General features: G+C 33.0%; 17 protein-coding genes. 6 read left to right on the top strand and 11 right to left on the bottom strand.

What is annotated here, in order from left to right; genetic code table 11:
- Nucleotide 1 precedes the first annotated feature (1 nt).
- On the bottom strand, nt 2-1,684 hold the full coding sequence (locus C7H52_RS03620) for a DUF4270 domain-containing protein (RefSeq protein WP_146130002.1): 1,683 nt from the start codon (nt 1,682-1,684) through the stop codon (nt 2-4).
- Nucleotides 1,685-1,697: 13 nt separating this feature from the next.
- The gene (locus C7H52_RS03615; protein ID WP_106462520.1) at nt 1,698-2,507 is read right to left on the bottom strand and encodes a glycogen/starch synthase; all 810 of its coding nucleotides are present in this window, start codon (nt 2,505-2,507) and stop codon (nt 1,698-1,700) included.
- Nucleotides 2,508-2,659: 152 nt separating this feature from the next.
- On the opposite strand from C7H52_RS03615, the gene panC reads away from it, so the two are divergent.
- The 6 genes from panC to C7H52_RS03585 all read left to right on the top strand — a co-directional run bounded on the left by panC (nt 2,660) and on the right by C7H52_RS03585 (nt 7,876).
- A complete protein-coding gene (gene panC / locus C7H52_RS03610) occupies nt 2,660-3,508 on the top strand; it encodes a pantoate--beta-alanine ligase (RefSeq protein WP_106462519.1) in 849 nt (282 codons plus the stop codon).
- 13 nt (nt 3,509-3,521) lie between these two features.
- Nucleotides 3,522-3,872, top strand: coding sequence for an aspartate 1-decarboxylase (gene panD, locus C7H52_RS03605; protein ID WP_106462518.1), 351 nt, complete (start codon nt 3,522-3,524; stop codon nt 3,870-3,872).
- Between the two features lie 51 nt (nt 3,873-3,923).
- Nucleotides 3,924-4,829 carry a lysylphosphatidylglycerol synthase transmembrane domain-containing protein gene (locus tag C7H52_RS03600; protein WP_245918563.1) on the top strand — a complete coding sequence of 302 codons (906 nt, stop codon included), beginning with the start codon at nt 3,924-3,926 and terminating at the stop codon, nt 4,827-4,829.
- Nucleotides 4,830-4,863: 34 nt separating this feature from the next.
- Entirely contained in the window at nt 4,864-6,024 is a 1,161-nt protein-coding gene (locus C7H52_RS03595; RefSeq protein ID WP_106462516.1) for an alpha/beta hydrolase, read from the top strand.
- Between the two features lie 2 nt (nt 6,025-6,026).
- Nucleotides 6,027-7,385, top strand: a complete 1,359-nt coding sequence (gene radA / locus C7H52_RS03590) for a DNA repair protein RadA (protein WP_106462515.1) — start codon at nt 6,027-6,029, stop codon at nt 7,383-7,385.
- Nucleotides 7,386-7,450: 65 nt separating this feature from the next.
- A complete protein-coding gene (locus C7H52_RS03585) occupies nt 7,451-7,876 on the top strand; it encodes a hypothetical protein (protein WP_106462514.1) in 426 nt (141 codons plus the stop codon).
- A 172-nt stretch (nt 7,877-8,048) separates the two neighbouring features.
- Here the strand turns inward: C7H52_RS03585 and C7H52_RS03580 are convergent, their stop codons facing one another.
- From C7H52_RS03580 to hppD, 9 genes are all read right to left on the bottom strand, one after another.
- The gene (locus C7H52_RS03580) at nt 8,049-10,205 is read right to left on the bottom strand and encodes a prolyl oligopeptidase family serine peptidase (protein ID WP_106462513.1); all 2,157 of its coding nucleotides are present in this window, start codon (nt 10,203-10,205) and stop codon (nt 8,049-8,051) included.
- A gap of 85 nt (nt 10,206-10,290) precedes the next feature.
- Entirely contained in the window at nt 10,291-10,629 is a 339-nt protein-coding gene (locus C7H52_RS03575) for a T9SS type A sorting domain-containing protein (RefSeq protein WP_106462512.1), read from the bottom strand.
- A 67-nt stretch (nt 10,630-10,696) separates the two neighbouring features.
- Nucleotides 10,697-11,686, bottom strand: a complete 990-nt coding sequence (locus C7H52_RS03570) for an aspartate-semialdehyde dehydrogenase (RefSeq protein WP_106462511.1) — start codon at nt 11,684-11,686, stop codon at nt 10,697-10,699.
- A gap of 111 nt (nt 11,687-11,797) precedes the next feature.
- On the bottom strand, nt 11,798-12,226 hold the full coding sequence (locus C7H52_RS03565) for a hypothetical protein (RefSeq protein ID WP_106462510.1): 429 nt from the start codon (nt 12,224-12,226) through the stop codon (nt 11,798-11,800).
- Nucleotide 12,227: 1 nt separating this feature from the next.
- Nucleotides 12,228-13,874, bottom strand: coding sequence for a glucose-6-phosphate isomerase (gene pgi, locus C7H52_RS03560; protein WP_106462509.1), 1,647 nt, complete (start codon nt 13,872-13,874; stop codon nt 12,228-12,230).
- A gap of 2 nt (nt 13,875-13,876) precedes the next feature.
- Nucleotides 13,877-15,178: a peptidoglycan DD-metalloendopeptidase family protein gene (locus C7H52_RS03555; RefSeq protein ID WP_245918525.1), complete on the bottom strand. Its 1,302-nt coding sequence runs from the start codon at nt 15,176-15,178 to the stop codon at nt 13,877-13,879.
- The gene (locus C7H52_RS03550; RefSeq protein WP_106462507.1) at nt 15,136-16,059 is read right to left on the bottom strand and encodes a tryptophan 2,3-dioxygenase family protein; all 924 of its coding nucleotides are present in this window, start codon (nt 16,057-16,059) and stop codon (nt 15,136-15,138) included. The genes C7H52_RS03555 and C7H52_RS03550 overlap by 43 nt, the downstream gene beginning before the upstream one ends.
- A gap of 4 nt (nt 16,060-16,063) precedes the next feature.
- Nucleotides 16,064-16,846, bottom strand: a complete 783-nt coding sequence (locus tag C7H52_RS03545; protein ID WP_106462506.1) for a DUF3108 domain-containing protein — start codon at nt 16,844-16,846, stop codon at nt 16,064-16,066.
- Between the two features lie 135 nt (nt 16,847-16,981).
- The gene (gene hppD, locus C7H52_RS03540) at nt 16,982-18,142 is read right to left on the bottom strand and encodes a 4-hydroxyphenylpyruvate dioxygenase (RefSeq protein ID WP_106462505.1); all 1,161 of its coding nucleotides are present in this window, start codon (nt 18,140-18,142) and stop codon (nt 16,982-16,984) included.
- Between the last annotated feature and the right edge of the window lie 2 nt (nt 18,143-18,144).

The raw sequence follows: 18,144 nt of genomic DNA, 5'->3' as shown, positions 1-18,144 counted from the left end.
ACTAATTTTCTTCTGTGTAATAAATTTCAAACTTCACTTTTTTATCTTCAGGAACATTTGAAGAAGTTCCATAAAGTACTGTACCTTTATTATTTAATACCGTGTTCTGAGGAACAGCTTCAATTATTGTTTGATCATTTGGTAAGCCAACAGTTACAGGAGTTTTTAACTGAGACGTTCCAAGATTATTTATATTGTTGGTAACATATAGTCCAAGTTTCACATTTGTGGAATCTCTCAATAATATGTTATTCATATGCTCTGTAAGTCTTATTTTATATTTAACACCTTCACCACTAGAATTTCTTGTTAACGGAACCGAATAAACAGTTCTTGAAGAATTTGCGTCTGCAGTTGATGTACTATCAAAAAAGTAATCAATGATTGGTAAGTTATTTTTTAAATCGTACAAGACAACTCTATTAGGTTGTTTTCCATTTGGATTATTGATTTGGCTATTATCAACAAAAAATGTCAAATTAGCTTCATTAATCAACCACTTCCCTCTAAAACTTTTGAAATTTTCTAATTCGTCTGATATACCATTACCATCAAAATCTTCACTTCCAAATAAATCGATTACAGCGAAATTACCATTGAAGCCACGTAAAAACAAGTTGTCGTCCCCACTAACCTCGTTTGCATTTAAGGTAGCGATGTCTGGTGTATTTGTAAAGGTATTTAAACGTATTCCATTAAATCCAAAATTATACTCTGATGGGTTTCTGATATCTTCTACAAAACCTGGTGCATCTTCTGCATTGTTAGTAAAGTCTACCGTAATACCAGCATTTGTATTTGCAAGATTAAGTGCAATTAAACTACCATCTGCATTAGTTGCCTCAACCTTAAATATTAAACCTCTAAAGAATGCTTTAAAATTGTTGGCATTACTTAAATAATCTAGTGTTGTTTGTGTGTTATCAGTTGCTGGATCTGTATCTTCTACTATCCCTAATAAATCGTTCCAAAATTGCTTATTAGCGTTTGTTGTATCGTTTGGATTGTTATTTAAAAGGTTTAAAAATAATCCTGGAGAAAACCTACTTTTTATGTCTGTTGTTGGTAATCCATCTTCTCCAAGTTCAAACAAAACATTTTCGGAGCTATTTGGTTTAAAATCATCAATTGTATAAAGAACTGTGTAAGAATCATCTTGTGCCTCTAAAGTATTCGTATAAAAATCTGAATAATAGCGCTGTGGTTCCTCAAAATTAGTTGCAGGATCTAAATCTCTTAATAAATAATTACTTTTTAAAATAGTTAACTTATAGGTTACATCTTGATTTCCAAAAATAGAATCTAAAGTGTACTGCCCTTCTCCATCTTCGGATGTAGAGTTTAAAGTAGAAAAATAAGGAATATTTAAAATTACTCTTTTAATTCTAGGATTCTCTCCAAAATCTGGGTTAAAAGTAGTAGGTGTAATTTCCGTAATTATGTTAGCTGTGGTTTGTGTATTATAAGTGTTATCCTTTAAAACACCTAAATAACTGTATGGTAAACCATTTACTTGTACAGGTCCTGTATTTTTAGAAAAGGCTGTAACTGGAAATTCCCTAACAGAAACGTTAAAGTTCTGTGCTCCTTTTACATCACTTTCAATGTCGGCAAAATCTTTGTCGCAAGAGCTTAAAGATATTAGTAAGGTTAAAGCTGTAAGCTTTAATAAAATATGTTTCATAGCAAAAAAACGTTTATTGTAAAACGCTTGTATTATAAAAATTAGTGTAGGCTTCTGCAAATTCGTCTTTTTCTTTAAAATCTAAGACTGGTTTATCTGCATTATCTAAATAAGTGTTTAACTCTTCAGGCAATTCATAGGAACCTTTAATAAGTGCATCCGAGTGGTCTATAGCCACTTTCATAAAGTTGGTGTAATTTGGTATTTTCAGCAAATCGATTGCTTTATCATCAATTTGATCAAACTTTACTTTATTAATTAAGTCTTTGTTTAATTCTCCATCAAAACCTTTATTATAGATAGAGGTTACAATTTTACTTTCTGTAAATAATGGTTCATCTTTATAAAACTGTTTCAAATAAAGTGGTAATAATGAAGCTAACCACCCGTGAACATGGATAATGTCTGGAGACCAGTTTAATTTTTTAACCGTTTCAATAACGCCTTTTGCAAAAAATATAGCACGCTCGTCGTTATCTGAAAACAGTTTTCCGTCCTCATCGGTTAAAGTTGCTTTTCTTTTAAAATAATCGTCGTTATCTATAAAATAAACCTGAATACGTTCTTTAGGGATCGATGCTACCTTTATAATTAGAGGCATATCTAAATCGTTTATAACTAAATTAATTCCTGAGAGACGTATAACTTCATGTAATTGATGTCTTCTTTCATTGATATTACCAAATCTTGGCATAAAAATTCTTATTTGCCCACCTTGCTGGTTAATCATTCTTGGGGTTTCAAACGACATTGATGAGATTTCAGTTTCTGGCAAATAAGGTACTACCTCAGATGATACATATAATATCCTCTTATCTTTCATAAATTAAATTTTTGATCATTATTACACTGTCTTTAAAATATAAAACAGATTTATTTTTAAAAAACAAAATAAAAAACACGCAAAAGTACAAAAAATAATGCTAATATCGGCTTAAAATCTTAGTTTTGCAGACGTTAAACTTATATTAATATATGCAGGTTTTCAATAAAAGCAAGGATTTACAAAAACAAATTAACGCTTTAAAAACTAAAAATTATACTATTGGATTTGTGCCTACTATGGGCGCTTTACACCAAGGTCATCTTTCTTTAGTACAAAGTGCTTTGCAAGAAAATGATTTTGTTTTGGTTAGTATTTTTGTAAATCCGACGCAATTTGATAATCCGGAAGATTTAAACAAATACCCGCGTACATTAGAAAGAGATGTTAATTTATTAAAAACAGTTTCCAATCAACTTTTGGTTTATGCCCCAACTGTAGACGATATTTATGAGAATACGGTCACGTCTAAACATTTCGATTTTAATGGTTTAGAGCATGAAATGGAAGGTAAATTTCGAGCAGGACATTTTGATGGTGTAGGAACCGTTGTAAAAAAACTATTGGAAATTGTAAAACCTGACAAAGCGTTTTTTGGCGAAAAAGATTTCCAACAACTTCAAATTATTAAAACGTTAGTTAAAAAAAATAATATTCCGGTTACCATTATTGGTTGCGACATTTATAGAGAGCCCAACGGTTTAGCCATGAGCTCCAGAAACGAACGCTTATCTGAATCTGCCAGAAATGAAGCTTCATTTATCTATAAAACACTTCAACAAGCAAAAATTTATTTTGGCACAAAAAGTGCTAATGAAGTAGTGAAATGGGTAGAAAAACAATTTTCGAATAATAAAACTTTAGAGTTGGAATATTTTACTATTGCAGACGAAACAAATTTAAAACCCGTTAAAAGAAAAAGTAAATCTAAAACATACCGTGCGTTTATTGCGGTCTATACTGAAAACATTAGACTTATAGACAATATCGCTCTAAATTAATTATATTTGTACCATGTTAATACAAGTTGTAAAATCTAAAATTCACCGAGTTAAAGTTACAGGAGCCGAGTTAAATTATATTGGTAGTATTACTATTGATGAAGATTTAATGGATGCTGCAAACATAATTAGAGGTGAAAAAGTTCAGATTGTAAACAATAATAATGGCGAACGTTTAGAAACTTACGCTATTCCAGGACCTCGTAATTCAGGTGAAATTACCTTAAATGGAGCTGCAGCTCGTAAAGTAGCTAAAGGAGATATCCTTATTTTAATTACTTATGGAACTATGGATATTGAAGAAGCTAAAACGTTTCAACCAAACCTTGTGTTTCCTAATGAAGCCAATAATTTATTGCAATAATTCGTGTCTAAATCTTTAAAAAACACATTAAAAATAGGAATCCCACTTTTGTTGGGATTTTTTTTAGTCTGGTACTCCTTATCTAAAGTGTCTTTTAGTGAGCTACTAGAATATTTTAAAAGCGCTAATTATTTTTATGTGTTTTTAGGTGTGTTTTTTGGGTTACTTAGTCATATTTCTAGAGCATATCGCTGGGTTTTTATTTTGGAACCATTGGGATATAAAATTAAATTTGCCAACAGTTTTATGGCAGTGTTTTCTGCATACCTTATTAATTTTACTATTCCTAGAGCTGGAGAAGTTGCCCGAGCAACCATTTTAACCAATTATGAAAAGGTTCCTTTCGAAAAAGGCTTTGGAACCATTGTTGCCGAGCGTATTGCCGATTTAATTATCATGTTTCTTATTGTTGGCATAACGCTTTTTCTTCAGTTTGATTTTATTTTTGATTTCTTAGAATCCAGATTTAATTTTAATTCAATTTTAATAGCAGCTTTGCTCTTATTAAGTCTTGGTTTTGTTGCATTTTTAATAATTAGAAAAAGCACTTCCGGACTGGCCTTAAAAATTAAAACCTTTATAACAGGACTTATAGATGGCGCTTTAAGTATTTTTAAAATGAAGAAAAAATGGGCCTTTATTTTCCACACGTTTTTTATCTGGATCATGTATGTGCTTATGTTTTATGTCACCACTTTTGCAGTACCAGAACTTGAAGGTGTGACTATTGGAGCTGTCCTTATTGGGTTTATTTTAGCCAGTTTTAGTATTGCTGCAACCAATGGTGGGATTGGTTCTTTTCCGGTAGCAGTAGTAACAGGATTTACGTTGTTTAATTTACCTTACAGTCCAAGTCTGGCTTTTGGCTGGATTATGTGGACGGCACAAACCGCTATGATTATTATTTGTGGTGGCGCCTCTTTAATTTGTTTACCGCTATTTAATAAAAAGAAATAATTTGTACATTGCATACAAGTAAATTCTTTTTAAAATGAAAAACATCTGTTTCCTTTTAGTTGCAATACTTGCAACAGTTCAAATTACAGCACAAACCCTATATAAAAATATAGAATCTAGTATTTTAGGCGAAACTCGAGAACTTAAAATACAAGTCCCGCGTGGTCACGATGCTTACGAGAATGACGGAAAAAAATATCCTTTAGTCGTGGTTTTAGATGGCGATTATTTATTTGAGCCTGTTGCAGGGATAGTAGATTACTATTCATTTTGGGACGATATGCCAAATTCTATAGTGGTAGGAATCAACCAATCTAAAACAAGAGATACAGACTTATTATATGATGAAAGAAATTCGCTTCCTATGGATGAAGGACAACAATTCTTCAGTTTTGTTATGGAAGAGGTTTTACCTTATTTGGAAAAAAACTTCAATTTAGAGAAGTTTAAAATGATGGTGGGTCATGGTAAATCTGCTAATTATGTTAACTATTTTATGTTGAAAGCTGAAAAAACACCAACATTTCAGTCGTTTGTAGTTTTAGGACCAGATTTTGCACCAGACATGATGTCGTTTATAACCGATGTAGCTCCAAAAACCGAAACTAAATTGTTTTATTATTTAGCGACCTCAACTAATGACGTGCCAGAAATTAAAACAAATACCGAAGCTTTAGCTGCCACTTTAAAAACGGTAGATAATAAAAATTTCTTTTTTAATGCAGATACTTTTGAAGGACCATCTCATTATTCTTTACCTGCACATTCATTTGCAAAAGCTTTAGAAAACACCTTTTTTGTGTATCAACCTATTAGCAAAAAAGAATATACCGATGTTATTTTAAAATTAAGCGGATCTCCAGTAGAGTATTTAACTGAAAAGTATGCAACTATAGAAGACCTTTTTGGTATCAAAAAACAAATTTTAATTAACGATTTCAGAGCTATTTATGCGGCTATTAGAAAGTCGGAGAAATGGGAACCTCTAGAAGAGTTATCTAAAATTGCTAAAAAAGAATATCCAGACCATATTATTGGACCATACTATATGGCACGTTATTACGAAGAAATAGGCGAGCCTAAAAAAGCTTATAAAGCTTATCAAAACGCTTATATTTTTGAAGAAATTGGAGGGATAACCAAAGATGAAGTGTTAGAAAAAGCAGACCAGTTAAAAGCAGATTTCGGCTTCTAAATATGGCAAAACTTAAATCGGCATTTTTTTGTCAGAATTGTGGTACCCAATTTGCCAAATGGCAAGGACAATGTACGGCTTGTAAGGAGTGGAATACCATAGTGGAAGAACTGGTAAGTAAACCAGATAAAAACGATTGGAAAGCCACAACCACCGTAAAAACCAAAAATGCCAAACCCTTACTTATTCATGAAATAGACTCGGCAAAAGAAGCGCGTTTAGACACGTTTGATGCCGAATTTAACCGAGTACTTGGTGGCGGATTAGTACCTGGAAGTTTAACGCTTTTAGGTGGAGATCCTGGTATTGGTAAAAGTACGTTGTGCTTACAAATAGCTTTAAAATTACCCTATAAAACCCTTTATGTTTCGGGTGAAGAAAGCCAGAAACAAATAAAAATGCGTGCCGAACGTATTAATCCAGTTAACAACACGTGTTTTATTTTAACCGAAACCAAAACACAACATATTTTTAAGCAAATTGAAGCTTTAGAGCCAGATATTGTGGTAATTGATTCTATCCAAACTTTGCAAAGCGATTATATCGAGTCTTCTGCAGGAAGTATTTCTCAGGTTAAAGAATGTACTACAGAGCTTATTAAGTTTGCTAAAGAAACTAATACTCCTGTTATTTTAATTGGACATATTACTAAAGACGGTAACATTGCCGGACCAAAAATATTAGAACACATGGTAGATACGGTACTTCATTTTGAAGGCGACCGCAACCATGTGTTTAGAATATTACGTGCCAATAAAAACCGTTTTGGATCTACCAACGAGTTAGGGATATACGAAATGCAAGGCACAGGTTTACGCGAAGTATCTAACCCTAGCGAGTTACTTATTTCTGAGAAAGATGGTGAACTTTCTGGAAACGCCATAGCCGCAACTTTAGAAGGCGTAAGACCTTTAATGATAGAAGTACAAGCCTTAGTAAGTACCGCAGTTTATGGTACCCCACAACGAAGCGCCACAGGCTTTAACGCCAAACGCTTAAACATGCTTTTGGCAGTTTTAGAAAAGCGTGCAGGGTTTAGATTAGGTGCAAAAGATGTGTTTTTAAATATTACTGGTGGAATTACTGTAGACGATCCTGCGATAGATTTAGCCGTAGTTGCAGCTATTTTATCGAGCAACGAAGATGAAGCTTTGCCAAGTAATTATTGTTTTGCTGCAGAAGTTGGCTTATCTGGAGAAATAAGACCTGTACAACGCGTAGAACAACGTATTTTAGAAGCTGAAAAATTAGGCTTTTCAACCATTTTTGTATCCAAATATAATAAGATTTCAATTAAACCAAAATGCATTAAAATTCAATTGATTTCTAAAATTGAAGATGTGGTGGGGTTTTTAGTTTAGTCGATTTGTCATTCTGCTGAAAAGCAGAATCCAACTCATGATGCAACCAGTATTAATTTTGTAAGATGATTAGTTTAAAAGAAACCTTAATTTATATTCTTTTTTTATTTGTTGCTATGTCTTGTAGTCATCGAGAAAAACTAATTGGTAGTTATTCTGTCTTAACTAGTGAAAATCAGTATTTTGAAATTGTGATACAAGACAATACTTATTATCAAATAGATCCAGATTTCTTAACTACAGAAAAACGAAAAATTTTTGTTTCTGAAACTAATATTATATTATGTGATGTTGATAATTCTAATAAAATAGAATTTACATTGCAAGCTAACAAGAATGGTACTTATAAGTTTATTTACGATTCAACACAGTTTTGGACTCTAAATAAAATAAATGATAAATATAATTATATGGACTTCTTAGAAGATTTAGACACCTTACGTTTTAAATCTGAATTTCATTTGAGAAAAAAACAATCTTCTTTAAGATAACAAATTTTATAAATTTTGCAAAAACGATAGGAGCGGCATCCTTTTTTGTCTGGTTGAGCGCAGTCGAAACCTCATGACAAAAAAGATATAGCTTATAGCGTGGTGGCTTGCCATTTGCCCAAATAAAAAAAGCGATACTTTTACGTATCGCTTTTTTAGATAAAATACTTAATTATTTTTTAAGCTTTTGTGTGGGTAACACTTTATAGCCCATGTTATATAAGGTAAAGCCATAAATATCTGCCCATTCTTGTATTTGCATACTTACAGGTTTTCCTGCGCCATGACCTGCATTTACATCTATACGAATTAGAGTTGGATTTGCGCCAGTTTGATTAGCTTGTAACTCTGCCGCAAATTTAAAACTGTGTGCTGGAACTACACGGTCGTCATGATCTCCTGTAGTAATTAAGGTTGCTGGATACTCGGTATCTGGCTTTACATTGTGTACCGGAGAATAGTTTTTAAGATAGTCGAACATCTCTCTATTATCTTCTGCGGTTCCGTAATCGTAAGCCCAACCAGCTCCTGCAGTAAAAGTATGGTAACGTAACATGTCTAATACACCTACGCCCGGTAATGCTACTTGCATTAAATCTGGTCTTTGTGTTAGAGTGGCGCCAACTAACAAACCGCCGTTAGAACGTCCCGAAATAGCTAGATAAGATTTTGAAGTGTATTTGTTTTCTATTAAATATTCGGCAGCTGCAATAAAGTCGTCAAATACATTTTGCTTTTTAAGCTGTGTACCTGCATCATGCCACTTTTTACCGTATTCGCCACCACCACGTAAATTAGGCACTGCGTAGATACCACCTTGCTCTAACCAAACGGAATTGGTAATGCTAAAACTTGGTGTTAAGCTAATGTTGAAACCGCCATAACCGTAAAGTATGGTTGGATTTTTACCATTAAGTTCGGTGCCTTTTTTGTAGGTAATAATCATAGGTATTTTTGTACCATCTTTAGAGAAATAGAAGACTTGCTTAGATTCGTAGTCATCACTATTAAAATCTATTTTTGGTGTCCAGTATTGCGTAGACTCACCGGTTTCTACATTGTATTTGTAAATACTACTTGGCGTGTTGTAATTGGTAAATGAATAGTATAATTCTTTCTCTTCTTTTTTCCCACCAATACTTCCTGCGCTTCCAATACCTGGTAATTTAACTTCTCTAACTAATTTACCATCATAGTCGTATTGTATTACTTTAGAAACCGCATCTACCATATATTCTGCAAAGAAATAATGACCACCTGTAGAAATTGAAAGTACATTTTCGGTTTCTGGAATAAAATCTACCCAATTTTCTGGTGATGGATTTTTAGCGTCTACTACCACAACTTTACCGTTAGGTGCGTTTAAATTGGTTTTTAAGTAGAGTTTACTACCCACATTTTCTACTAAATAAGTATCGGAATCGGTATTGTCTATTATAGGTTTAAAATTAGCATTTGGAGACTTTAAATCTTTAATAAATAACTTGTTTCCAGAGGTGGAAACTGAAGCGCTTAACATAAGATAATTTTGATCTTCGGTTACGTTTGCGCCTATATAACGGTGTTTTTCTGCTTCTGTAGCCCCAAAAATAATTTTATCGTCTTTTTGAGGCGTGCCTAACTTATGGTAGTACACTTTGTGCTGATCTGTTTTTGCCGATAGCTCGCTACCTTTAGGTTTGTCGTAACTTGAATAATAAAATCCATCGTTACCTTTCCATGAGGTTCCGCTGAATTTGATATCTACTAAAGTATCTTCAATAATTTCTTTAGTTTCGGTATTCATGATTAAGACTTTACGCCAGTCACTTCCACCTTCAGAAATGGAATAAGCAGCTAAAGAGCCATCTTCTGTAAAACTTAATCCCGATAATGAAGTGGTTCCATCTTCAGAGAATGTGTTAGGATCTAGAAATACCTCATCATTACCGTTTTCGTTTGTTCTGTAAATAACATAATGATTTTGTAATCCATCATTTTTATAATAGTAGTTTTGATTACCTTCTTTAAATGGTGCTCCTACTTTTTCATAATTCCATAGCTTCTCCAAGCGATCTTTAAGTGCTGCTCTATAAGGAATCTGGTCTAAATAATTATAGGTTACTTTATTTTGTGCTTTTACCCAAGCTTCGGTATCCGGGCTTCTATCGTCTTCCAGCCAACCAAAATCGTCTTTAACCTCTACACCAAAATAAGTTCTTGTAGAGTCAACACGTTTAGTTTCGGGATAAGTAATAGCCATTTGGGATTCTTCCTGTTCTTGTTTTTTATCTGTTTTACACGACATAATTGTAGCAAGTGTAATTGCACAAAGGGTTAATTTTTTCATTGATTAAGATTTTGAATCTAAATTTAACAAAAAAAGCACTTACAAGTCTATATGTAAGTGCTTTTTAACGTATCGTTTTATGCGATTACTGTTTTATAAATTTCTTATTTACTGTCTGATTTGGACCTATAAGTTTTAAAAAGTAAATACCATCTTTTAGGTTAGAAACATTAATGTCTTTTACAATAGGTTTACTTAATATTTTTTTACCTAAAACATCATAAATCTCGTAGGTGTTTAAATTCTCAATAGTCGATACTATTAGAAATTTAGTGGTTGGGTTTGGAGAAATGGAAACGGTTTCAGGATTGGTATTTGCTTCTACTTTATTAAAAATATTCTCGCCACTATTAGCCACAACTTTTTGACCATAAGAACTTATGGCGAAAAAAGTGAATAAAGCAACAAGTATAAATTGTTTCATTAATATAGATTCTAAGTAAATTTAAGGTTTAAACTAATACAACGCTTAATTTTATATTTTTTTTAAATTATACCAATTGATTTTTTACTAAATACTCTGCAATTTGTACCGTATTAGTCGCAGCACCTTTACGTAAATTATCGGCCACAATCCACATATTTAAAGTGTTTGGTTGTGTTTCGTCTCTACGAATACGACCTACAAACACTTCATCTTTATTATGCGCATAAATTGGCATTGGATAGATATTTGTAGCGGTATTATCTTGTACAACTACACCAGGAGTTTCGCTTAATATTTGTCTTACATCTGCAAGATTAAAATCTTTTTCAAACTCTACATTAACGGCTTCACTATGTCCACCAGCAGTAGGAATTCTTACCGCAGTTGCTGACACGGAAAATGTTTTGTCGTTTAATATTTTTTGAGGTTCTCTGGCTAATTTCATTTCTTCTTTAGTGTACCCATTTTCCTCAAATACGTCGCAATGTGGTAAAGCATTTTTACCTATTGGGTAAGGATAAGCCATTTCTCCTTTGATGCCTGCTATTTCATTTTCTAATTGTTGTACGGCTTTTATTCCTGTACCAGAAACCGACTGATACGTTGATACCAATACACGTTTCATTTTATATTTTTTATGAAGTGGTGCTAAAGCCATTACCAATTGTATGGTTGAACAATTAGGATTAGCAATAATCTTATCGTTTTTAGTTAACTCTGAAGCATTAATTTCTGGAACAATTAATTTTTTGGTTTCGTCCATACGCCATGCCGAAGAATTGTCTACTACCGTAGTCCCTAATTCTGCAAACTTAGGTGCCCATTCTAATGAAGTTTCTCCTCCTGCAGAAAACAAAGCGATATCTGGCTTTGCATTTACGGCATCTTGTAAACTTATAATACTATATTCCTTGTTATTATAAGAAATTTTGTTCCCTACAGAACGCTCTGATGCAACTGGAATAAGTTCCGTTACAGGAAAATTACGTTCCTGTAAAACGCTAAGCATTACTTGTCCTACCATGCCTGTTGCTCCAACAACTGCTACTTTCATATTAAAAATTTTAAGACTGTAAATTTAAGCTTATTAGCTTATAAAAACACAAAAGACCTAGATTTCTCCAAGTCTTTTCCGTTAATTATTTAACAAGTAAATTTTAAACTTTTAAAATACTTTATCCCAAGGAATTTTAGCACAAACTAAAAGTAAAGCAATACTATAAAAAATAGCTATTTTTTTTAGCTTTCCAGCAGAGGATAACTGCTTTTTGTGCTTAGAATAACCAATTGTAATTAATACAACTGCCAGAATCATGGCTACAGGATGCTCTACCACATTGCTTCTTAATACAGAGTTTTTCATAATTTCTCCCATAGATAATTCGCTAAAATAATCGGCTGTAAACCATAGCACAATACCTATTAATAATTGAATATGCGATACTATAAGAGTAAATAAGGATATTCTAAAATCTTTGGGTTCGTACTCTTTTTTGCCAATTGTTTTAATTACGGCATTAAAAGTTGCTAGTACTAATACTAATAATACTAAGTAAGCCCAATAGTGATGTAAAACCTTTACTGTTTCCATAATGTTATGATCTAAATTGTTTAAAATGTTTAATTAAGTTTTGAGTAGACTGGTCGTGGTGATTTAAATCCTGCGCATCAAAATCTTTTAATATCGTATTTGCTAATTGCTTACCTAACTCTACCCCAAACTGGTCGTAACTAAAAATATTCCAGATAACGCCTTGTACGTATATTTTATGCTCATACATTGCTATAAGTTTTCCTAAACTTTCTGGAGTTAATTTATTTATGAATATAGAATTGGTAGGTTTATTACCTTCAAATACTTTAAATGGTGTTAGTTGTGCTGTTGTTTCAGCTGAAGTTTGATTCGCTTTAAATTCTGCTAAAACCTCTTCTTCAGTTTTACCTTTATACAAGGCTTCGGTTTGTGCAATGTAATTAGACATTAATTTGTCTTGATGATCTTGATTGCCATGAAGTGATTCAGCAAAACCAATAAAATCTGCAGGAATTAATTTAGTGCCTTGATGAATTAATTGAAAAAAGGCATGTTGTGAATTGGTTCCTGGCTCTCCCCAAATTAAAGTACCTGTTTGGTAATTAACACGATTTCCGTTTCTATCGATGCTTTTTCCGTTACTTTCCATAATACCTTGTTGCAAATAGGTTGCAAACTGGTTAAGATATTGTGAATACGCAATTACAGCTTCACTTTCGGCTCCAAAAAAGTTATTATACCAAATGCTTAATAAGGCTAATGTTACCGGAATATTCTCTTTAAAATTAGCTGTTCTAAAATGTGTATCCATTTTATGAGCACCATTTAAAAGGCTATCGAAATTTTTATAACCAACAGCTAAACTTATGGTTAAACCTACAGCGCTCCATAAAGAAAAACGTCCGCCAACCCAGTTCCACATTGGGAAAATGTTGTTAGCATCTATACCAAACTCTTGAACTTTCTCAATATTTGTAGATACCGCAACAAAATGTTTTGCCACATCTTCTTGAGAGGCATGCTCTAAAAACCAAGTTCTAATTGTGTTTGCATTAGATAAGGTTTCTTGAGTCGTAAATGTTTTAGAAACAATAACAAATAATGTGGTTTCTGGATTAAGTTGTTTAATCACTTCATTCACATGATCGCCATCTACATTACTTACAAAATGCGTGTTTAAGTGGTTTTTGTAATACTGAAGCGATTCTACCACCATAGCCGGTCCTAAATCTGAACCGCCAATACCAATATTTACAACATCGGTAAATGCTTTGTTTGTGTAACCTTTTTGTTCTCCTGAAACTACCGCATTTGTAAACTCTTCAATTTTAGATTTTACTTCGTAGATTTCCGGGATAACATCTTCACCATTTACAATTACTTGTGCTTTTTTAGGCGCTCTCAAAGCCGTATGTAAAACTTCTCTTCCTTCAGTTTCATTGATGACCTCACCCTTAAACTGAGCTTCAATTGCTTCTTTTAAGTGAACTTCTTGAGCCAAATTTTGGAGTAGTTCTAAGGTTTTATCTGTAACTCGGTTTTTTGAATAGTCTAAGTAAAAGTCTTCCCAGTTTATAGTTAATTTTTCAGCACGATTAGCATCTTCTTCAAACAGGTTGACCATTTGCAAGGCTTTAACCTCATTAAAATGAAGTTGTAAGTCTTTCCAAGCTTGAGTATGTGTGGGGTTTATTTTTGGTATGGGCATAATTAATTGTAGGTAATCTGGTTTTCGGGTAATTTTAAATTTTTATTTTTTGTTGAAGTACTTGCGTTGTCTAACTGTTCTTTTAAAGGTTTAATATAATCCAAATAAGTTTGTTTATATTTCTCTTCTAAAGGCTCAGAAGCGGGAAGTTTTAAAGCAAAAGGATCTACTTGTACACCATTTTTCCAGAAACGGTAACATACATGTGGTCCAGAAGTATTCCCTGTCATACCAACCCAGCCAATGACATCGCCTTGTTTTACATACTGACCAACATTTACTTTACGTTTTTGCATGTGTAAGTATTGAGTAGAATAGGTACTATTATGCTTAATTTTTACATAATTTCCATTTCCTCTGGTGTAAGCCGATTTTTCTACTGTTCCGTTAGCTGTAGAAACAATAGGCGTTCCTATTCCTGCTGCAAAATCGGTTCCTTTATGTGGTCTTACCTTATTACCATACAAAGCAATTCGTCTCTTTAAATTAAAGCGTGATGAAATTCGTTTAAACTCTACTGGCGCTTTTAAAAACGCACGACGTAAACTTTTGGCATTTTCGTTATAATAATCTGGAGCATTTAGTGAGTCTTTTTGAAACTCGAAAGCATAAAATGATTCTTTATTATGATTAAAATATGCCGCTTTAATGTTTTCTATACCCGCGTAAATAGTGTCATCTATATACTTTTCGGTATAAATAACCTTAAATTTATCTTTTTTCTGAAGTCTTGTAAAATCTATAGTCCAAGCATAAATATCGGACATTTTATAGGCTAAAACCAAGCTGACTCCTTTATCTTCTAATGCTTGAGAAATGGTAGAATTTATACTTGCTGTAACTTCCTTTTCCACATATTTAATGGGCTTGGTACTGCGGTACGCTGTAATAGAGTCTTTAAAGTTTATAACCACAAAATCTTCTTTGTTTGGCTGATAAATAAATGTTTGCGGGGTTTGTAAAGAGTCTTTAGCACATAGTAATGTGTATGGTTTTCCAGGTCTTAAACTTCTAATGTTAAAGGTGTTTTTAATACTTTCAACAATCTCATAAATACGTGGATAAGCGATGTGATTTCGATCTAAAATAGCTCCAAATGTATCGCCACTTTTAATGGTGTCTTTTTTTACGACAAAATCGTCGAGTTTAAAACCAAACTCGTAGCTGGATTTTGGTTTTACTTCGGCGATTTCTTCATTGACCTCTGTATCTTTTTGGTCTTTATTGCAATTATAAAAAAGTAAAGATGCTGCTATTAATGCTAAACATCTTGTCCCCATTGTTCTAACTCTTCTGTACTCCATAATTCAGGGAAAAATATTCGTTTTTGGTATTTTGGGTGCATGTATTTTACCCACTCGCTTCCTCCAGTTGCTTCTGCTGTTTTTCCGCCAATGTTCAGGTAATGATTTGCTGTATTATAATGAGCCATTACCCAAGTAATATTTACTGTGTAATCGTAATGACGCATTGCTTTTGTTAAATCTTTATCTTGTTTAACCTCTTCTGGAAGATTTTTATAAATCGTCCATAGATTATTGGTGTTGTAACACTCTGCAAATCTAATAAATTCCGCCTTGTATTTATCTTCAAACACCTTTAAAGTATAACTTTTTTTACCGGTTTTATAATCTTTGCCTGCTGCCTGCCAATATAAATGCTCATAGGCATGCTCAAAAGGTGTATTACGATCTATTGTTTTTCTAAAACGATTATCTATTAAATTAATTGTTTCGGTTGAAGCAAATTCAATTTTACGATATTGAGCACTTTGAAAGCCACTTGCTGGTGTAAGTGTATTTCTAAATTTATTGTATTGTTCTACATCCATACCGTCTTTCATAACATTAAAAGATGAAGTCAATACATCAAAATAACGACTAATACGCATAATTTTATTTTCAAAAAATTCTGCAGTAATCGATACAGTGTTAGCTACCTGATCTATTTCCCATAAAATCATCTTAAACAGTAACTCGTTAACCTGATGATACATTAAAAACACCATTTCATCTGGCAGCGTTGTACGCTGTACTTGCAAATTTAATAGTGCATCGGTCTGGATGTAATCCCAATATGTAATGGGTTTACTATGCAAGAGGCCACTAAGGTGTGTGTTAACATCTTGGTCTAAGTTGTTATACTTGTCGTTTAATTGGTCTTTAATATTTGGTTGGTTTGCCATAACATTAATCTATAATTATTTTAAAAGGATGACTTAATCCTTTGTAAGCTTCTAGGTCTGCTCTTAATGAACCTACTGCTAAATCTGCTTTGATGCGTAAAGGTATTTTATTTTTATCGTTAGATACCCAAAGGGTTAAACTTTCTTCTTCTTTAAACACTCGTCCAGCCATAACATAAGGTCTAAACATGAGTGTATTTACTTTTCCAAACTCTGTTTTTATAACTTCTGTTCCTAAATATTTTAATTTAAAACCATAGCTTTCTTCATCAAAAAACATATCTAATTTCACTTCATCACCTGGCTTTAAGTTATCAATATCCATATGATTACGTAAGTAATAGAATGTTGAAACCATATCCTGCACATTTGGTGCTACAGACACTGTTTTTTCAGTTTTATGTTTTTTATCTGTTATGAAAGCTTCGTGTTTGGTCTGGTCAAATTTTATTTCCAGATCTTTAGTGTGTCCACCTTCATCTATTTTTCTAATAAATTTATAAGGGATAATTTTGGACTTATCGAAATAACTCTCATAACGGTCTTCAACTTTAAAAAACCATTTGATGGCACCGGTTGTCCAGCCTTTTCCTATAACATGATAAACTGGCTTACCACCAATGTTGGTTTCATTAACTTGTAATGTAGCATTACCTGCTTTAAAAAAACCACTGTAACTCATTTTAAACTTAAACCATTCTCCTGCTTTAAATGAAGAGGTTTGGTCTTGAGCAAACATATGTAAAGAAAAACTAATTGCAAGGATAAGTAAAATTGACTTTTTCATAATTTTAAAAATTACCTAAGAGACCTTTTTCAATCTCTTAGAGTTTATATTAGATATTTTGCAATTACTATTCCAAAAATATAAAACAAAAAAGCGCTATTAGAATTTAATAACGCTTTTTTGTTGTATTAAACCTTAAAGCGTCCCTCGTTTTTGCTGTTCTCTTTCTATAGATTCAAACAAAGCTTTAAAGTTTCCTGCTCCAAACCCTTGAGCTCCCATACGCTGAATGATTTCAAAAAACAATGTTGGTCTATCTTCAACTGGCTTAGTGAATATTTGTAATAAGTAACCTTCTTCATCGGCATCTATCATAATTGAAAGTTTTTGAAGCTCACTAATATCCTCTTTCATCATTTCCATATGCTCACCCAAACGGTTTGGAATATCGTCATAATACGCTTGTGGCGGTGGTGGTAAAAACTCTACACCTCTAGCTTTTAGTTGTGAAACTGTTTTTATAATATCGTCTGTAGCTACTGCAATATGTTGTACTCCAGAGTCTTCATAAAAATCTAAATACTCCTCAATTTGAGATTTTTTAGCGGCTTTAGCTGGTTCGTTTATTGGAAACTTGATACGACCATTACCATTACTCATTACTTTACTCATTAAAGCTGAATATTCGGTATGGATTTGTTTATCATCAAAAGACAAGAAATTTACAAATCCCATCACGTCTTCGTACCACTTAACCCAGGTATTCATTTGTCCCCAACCAACATTACCAACCATGTGGTCTATATATTTTAACCCTACAGGCTCTGGATTGTAGTCTGTTTTAAGTTCTACAAAGCCTGGCATAAATATTCCGTTGTAGTTTTTGCGCTCTACAAACATGTGTACGGTTTCCCCGTAGGTGTAAATTCCTGCTCTTACGACTTCTCCAAACTCATCTTTCTCCACAACAGGTTCCATGTAAGATTTTGCACCACGCTTAGTCGTCTCTTCGTAAGATTTACGAGCATCTTCTACCCATAATGCCACCACTTTAACACCATCTCCATGTTTAACGATGTGATTATTTATTTCTGACTTGCTATTTAGAGGTGTAGTAAGAACTAAACGAATTTTATCCTGTTTTAATACATAACTTACAGAGTCTTTAGAACCTGTCTCAAGACCTCTATATGCAAAGTCTTGAAACCCAAAGGCTGTTTTATAAAAATATGCTGCCTGTTTAGCATTACCCACATAAAATTCTACATAATCTGTTCCTAAAAGCGGTAGAAAATCCTGAGCGCCTTCAAATATTTTTTCTAAACCGTAGTTTACTGATTTTACTTCTTTTGCCATCT

Source organism: Aurantibacter aestuarii (assembly GCF_003008425.1).
Classification (GTDB): domain Bacteria; phylum Bacteroidota; class Bacteroidia; order Flavobacteriales; family Flavobacteriaceae; genus Aurantibacter; species Aurantibacter aestuarii.
The sequence above is the reverse complement of the archived record's forward strand: the minus strand, read 5'-3'. Positions and strand labels throughout refer to the sequence as shown.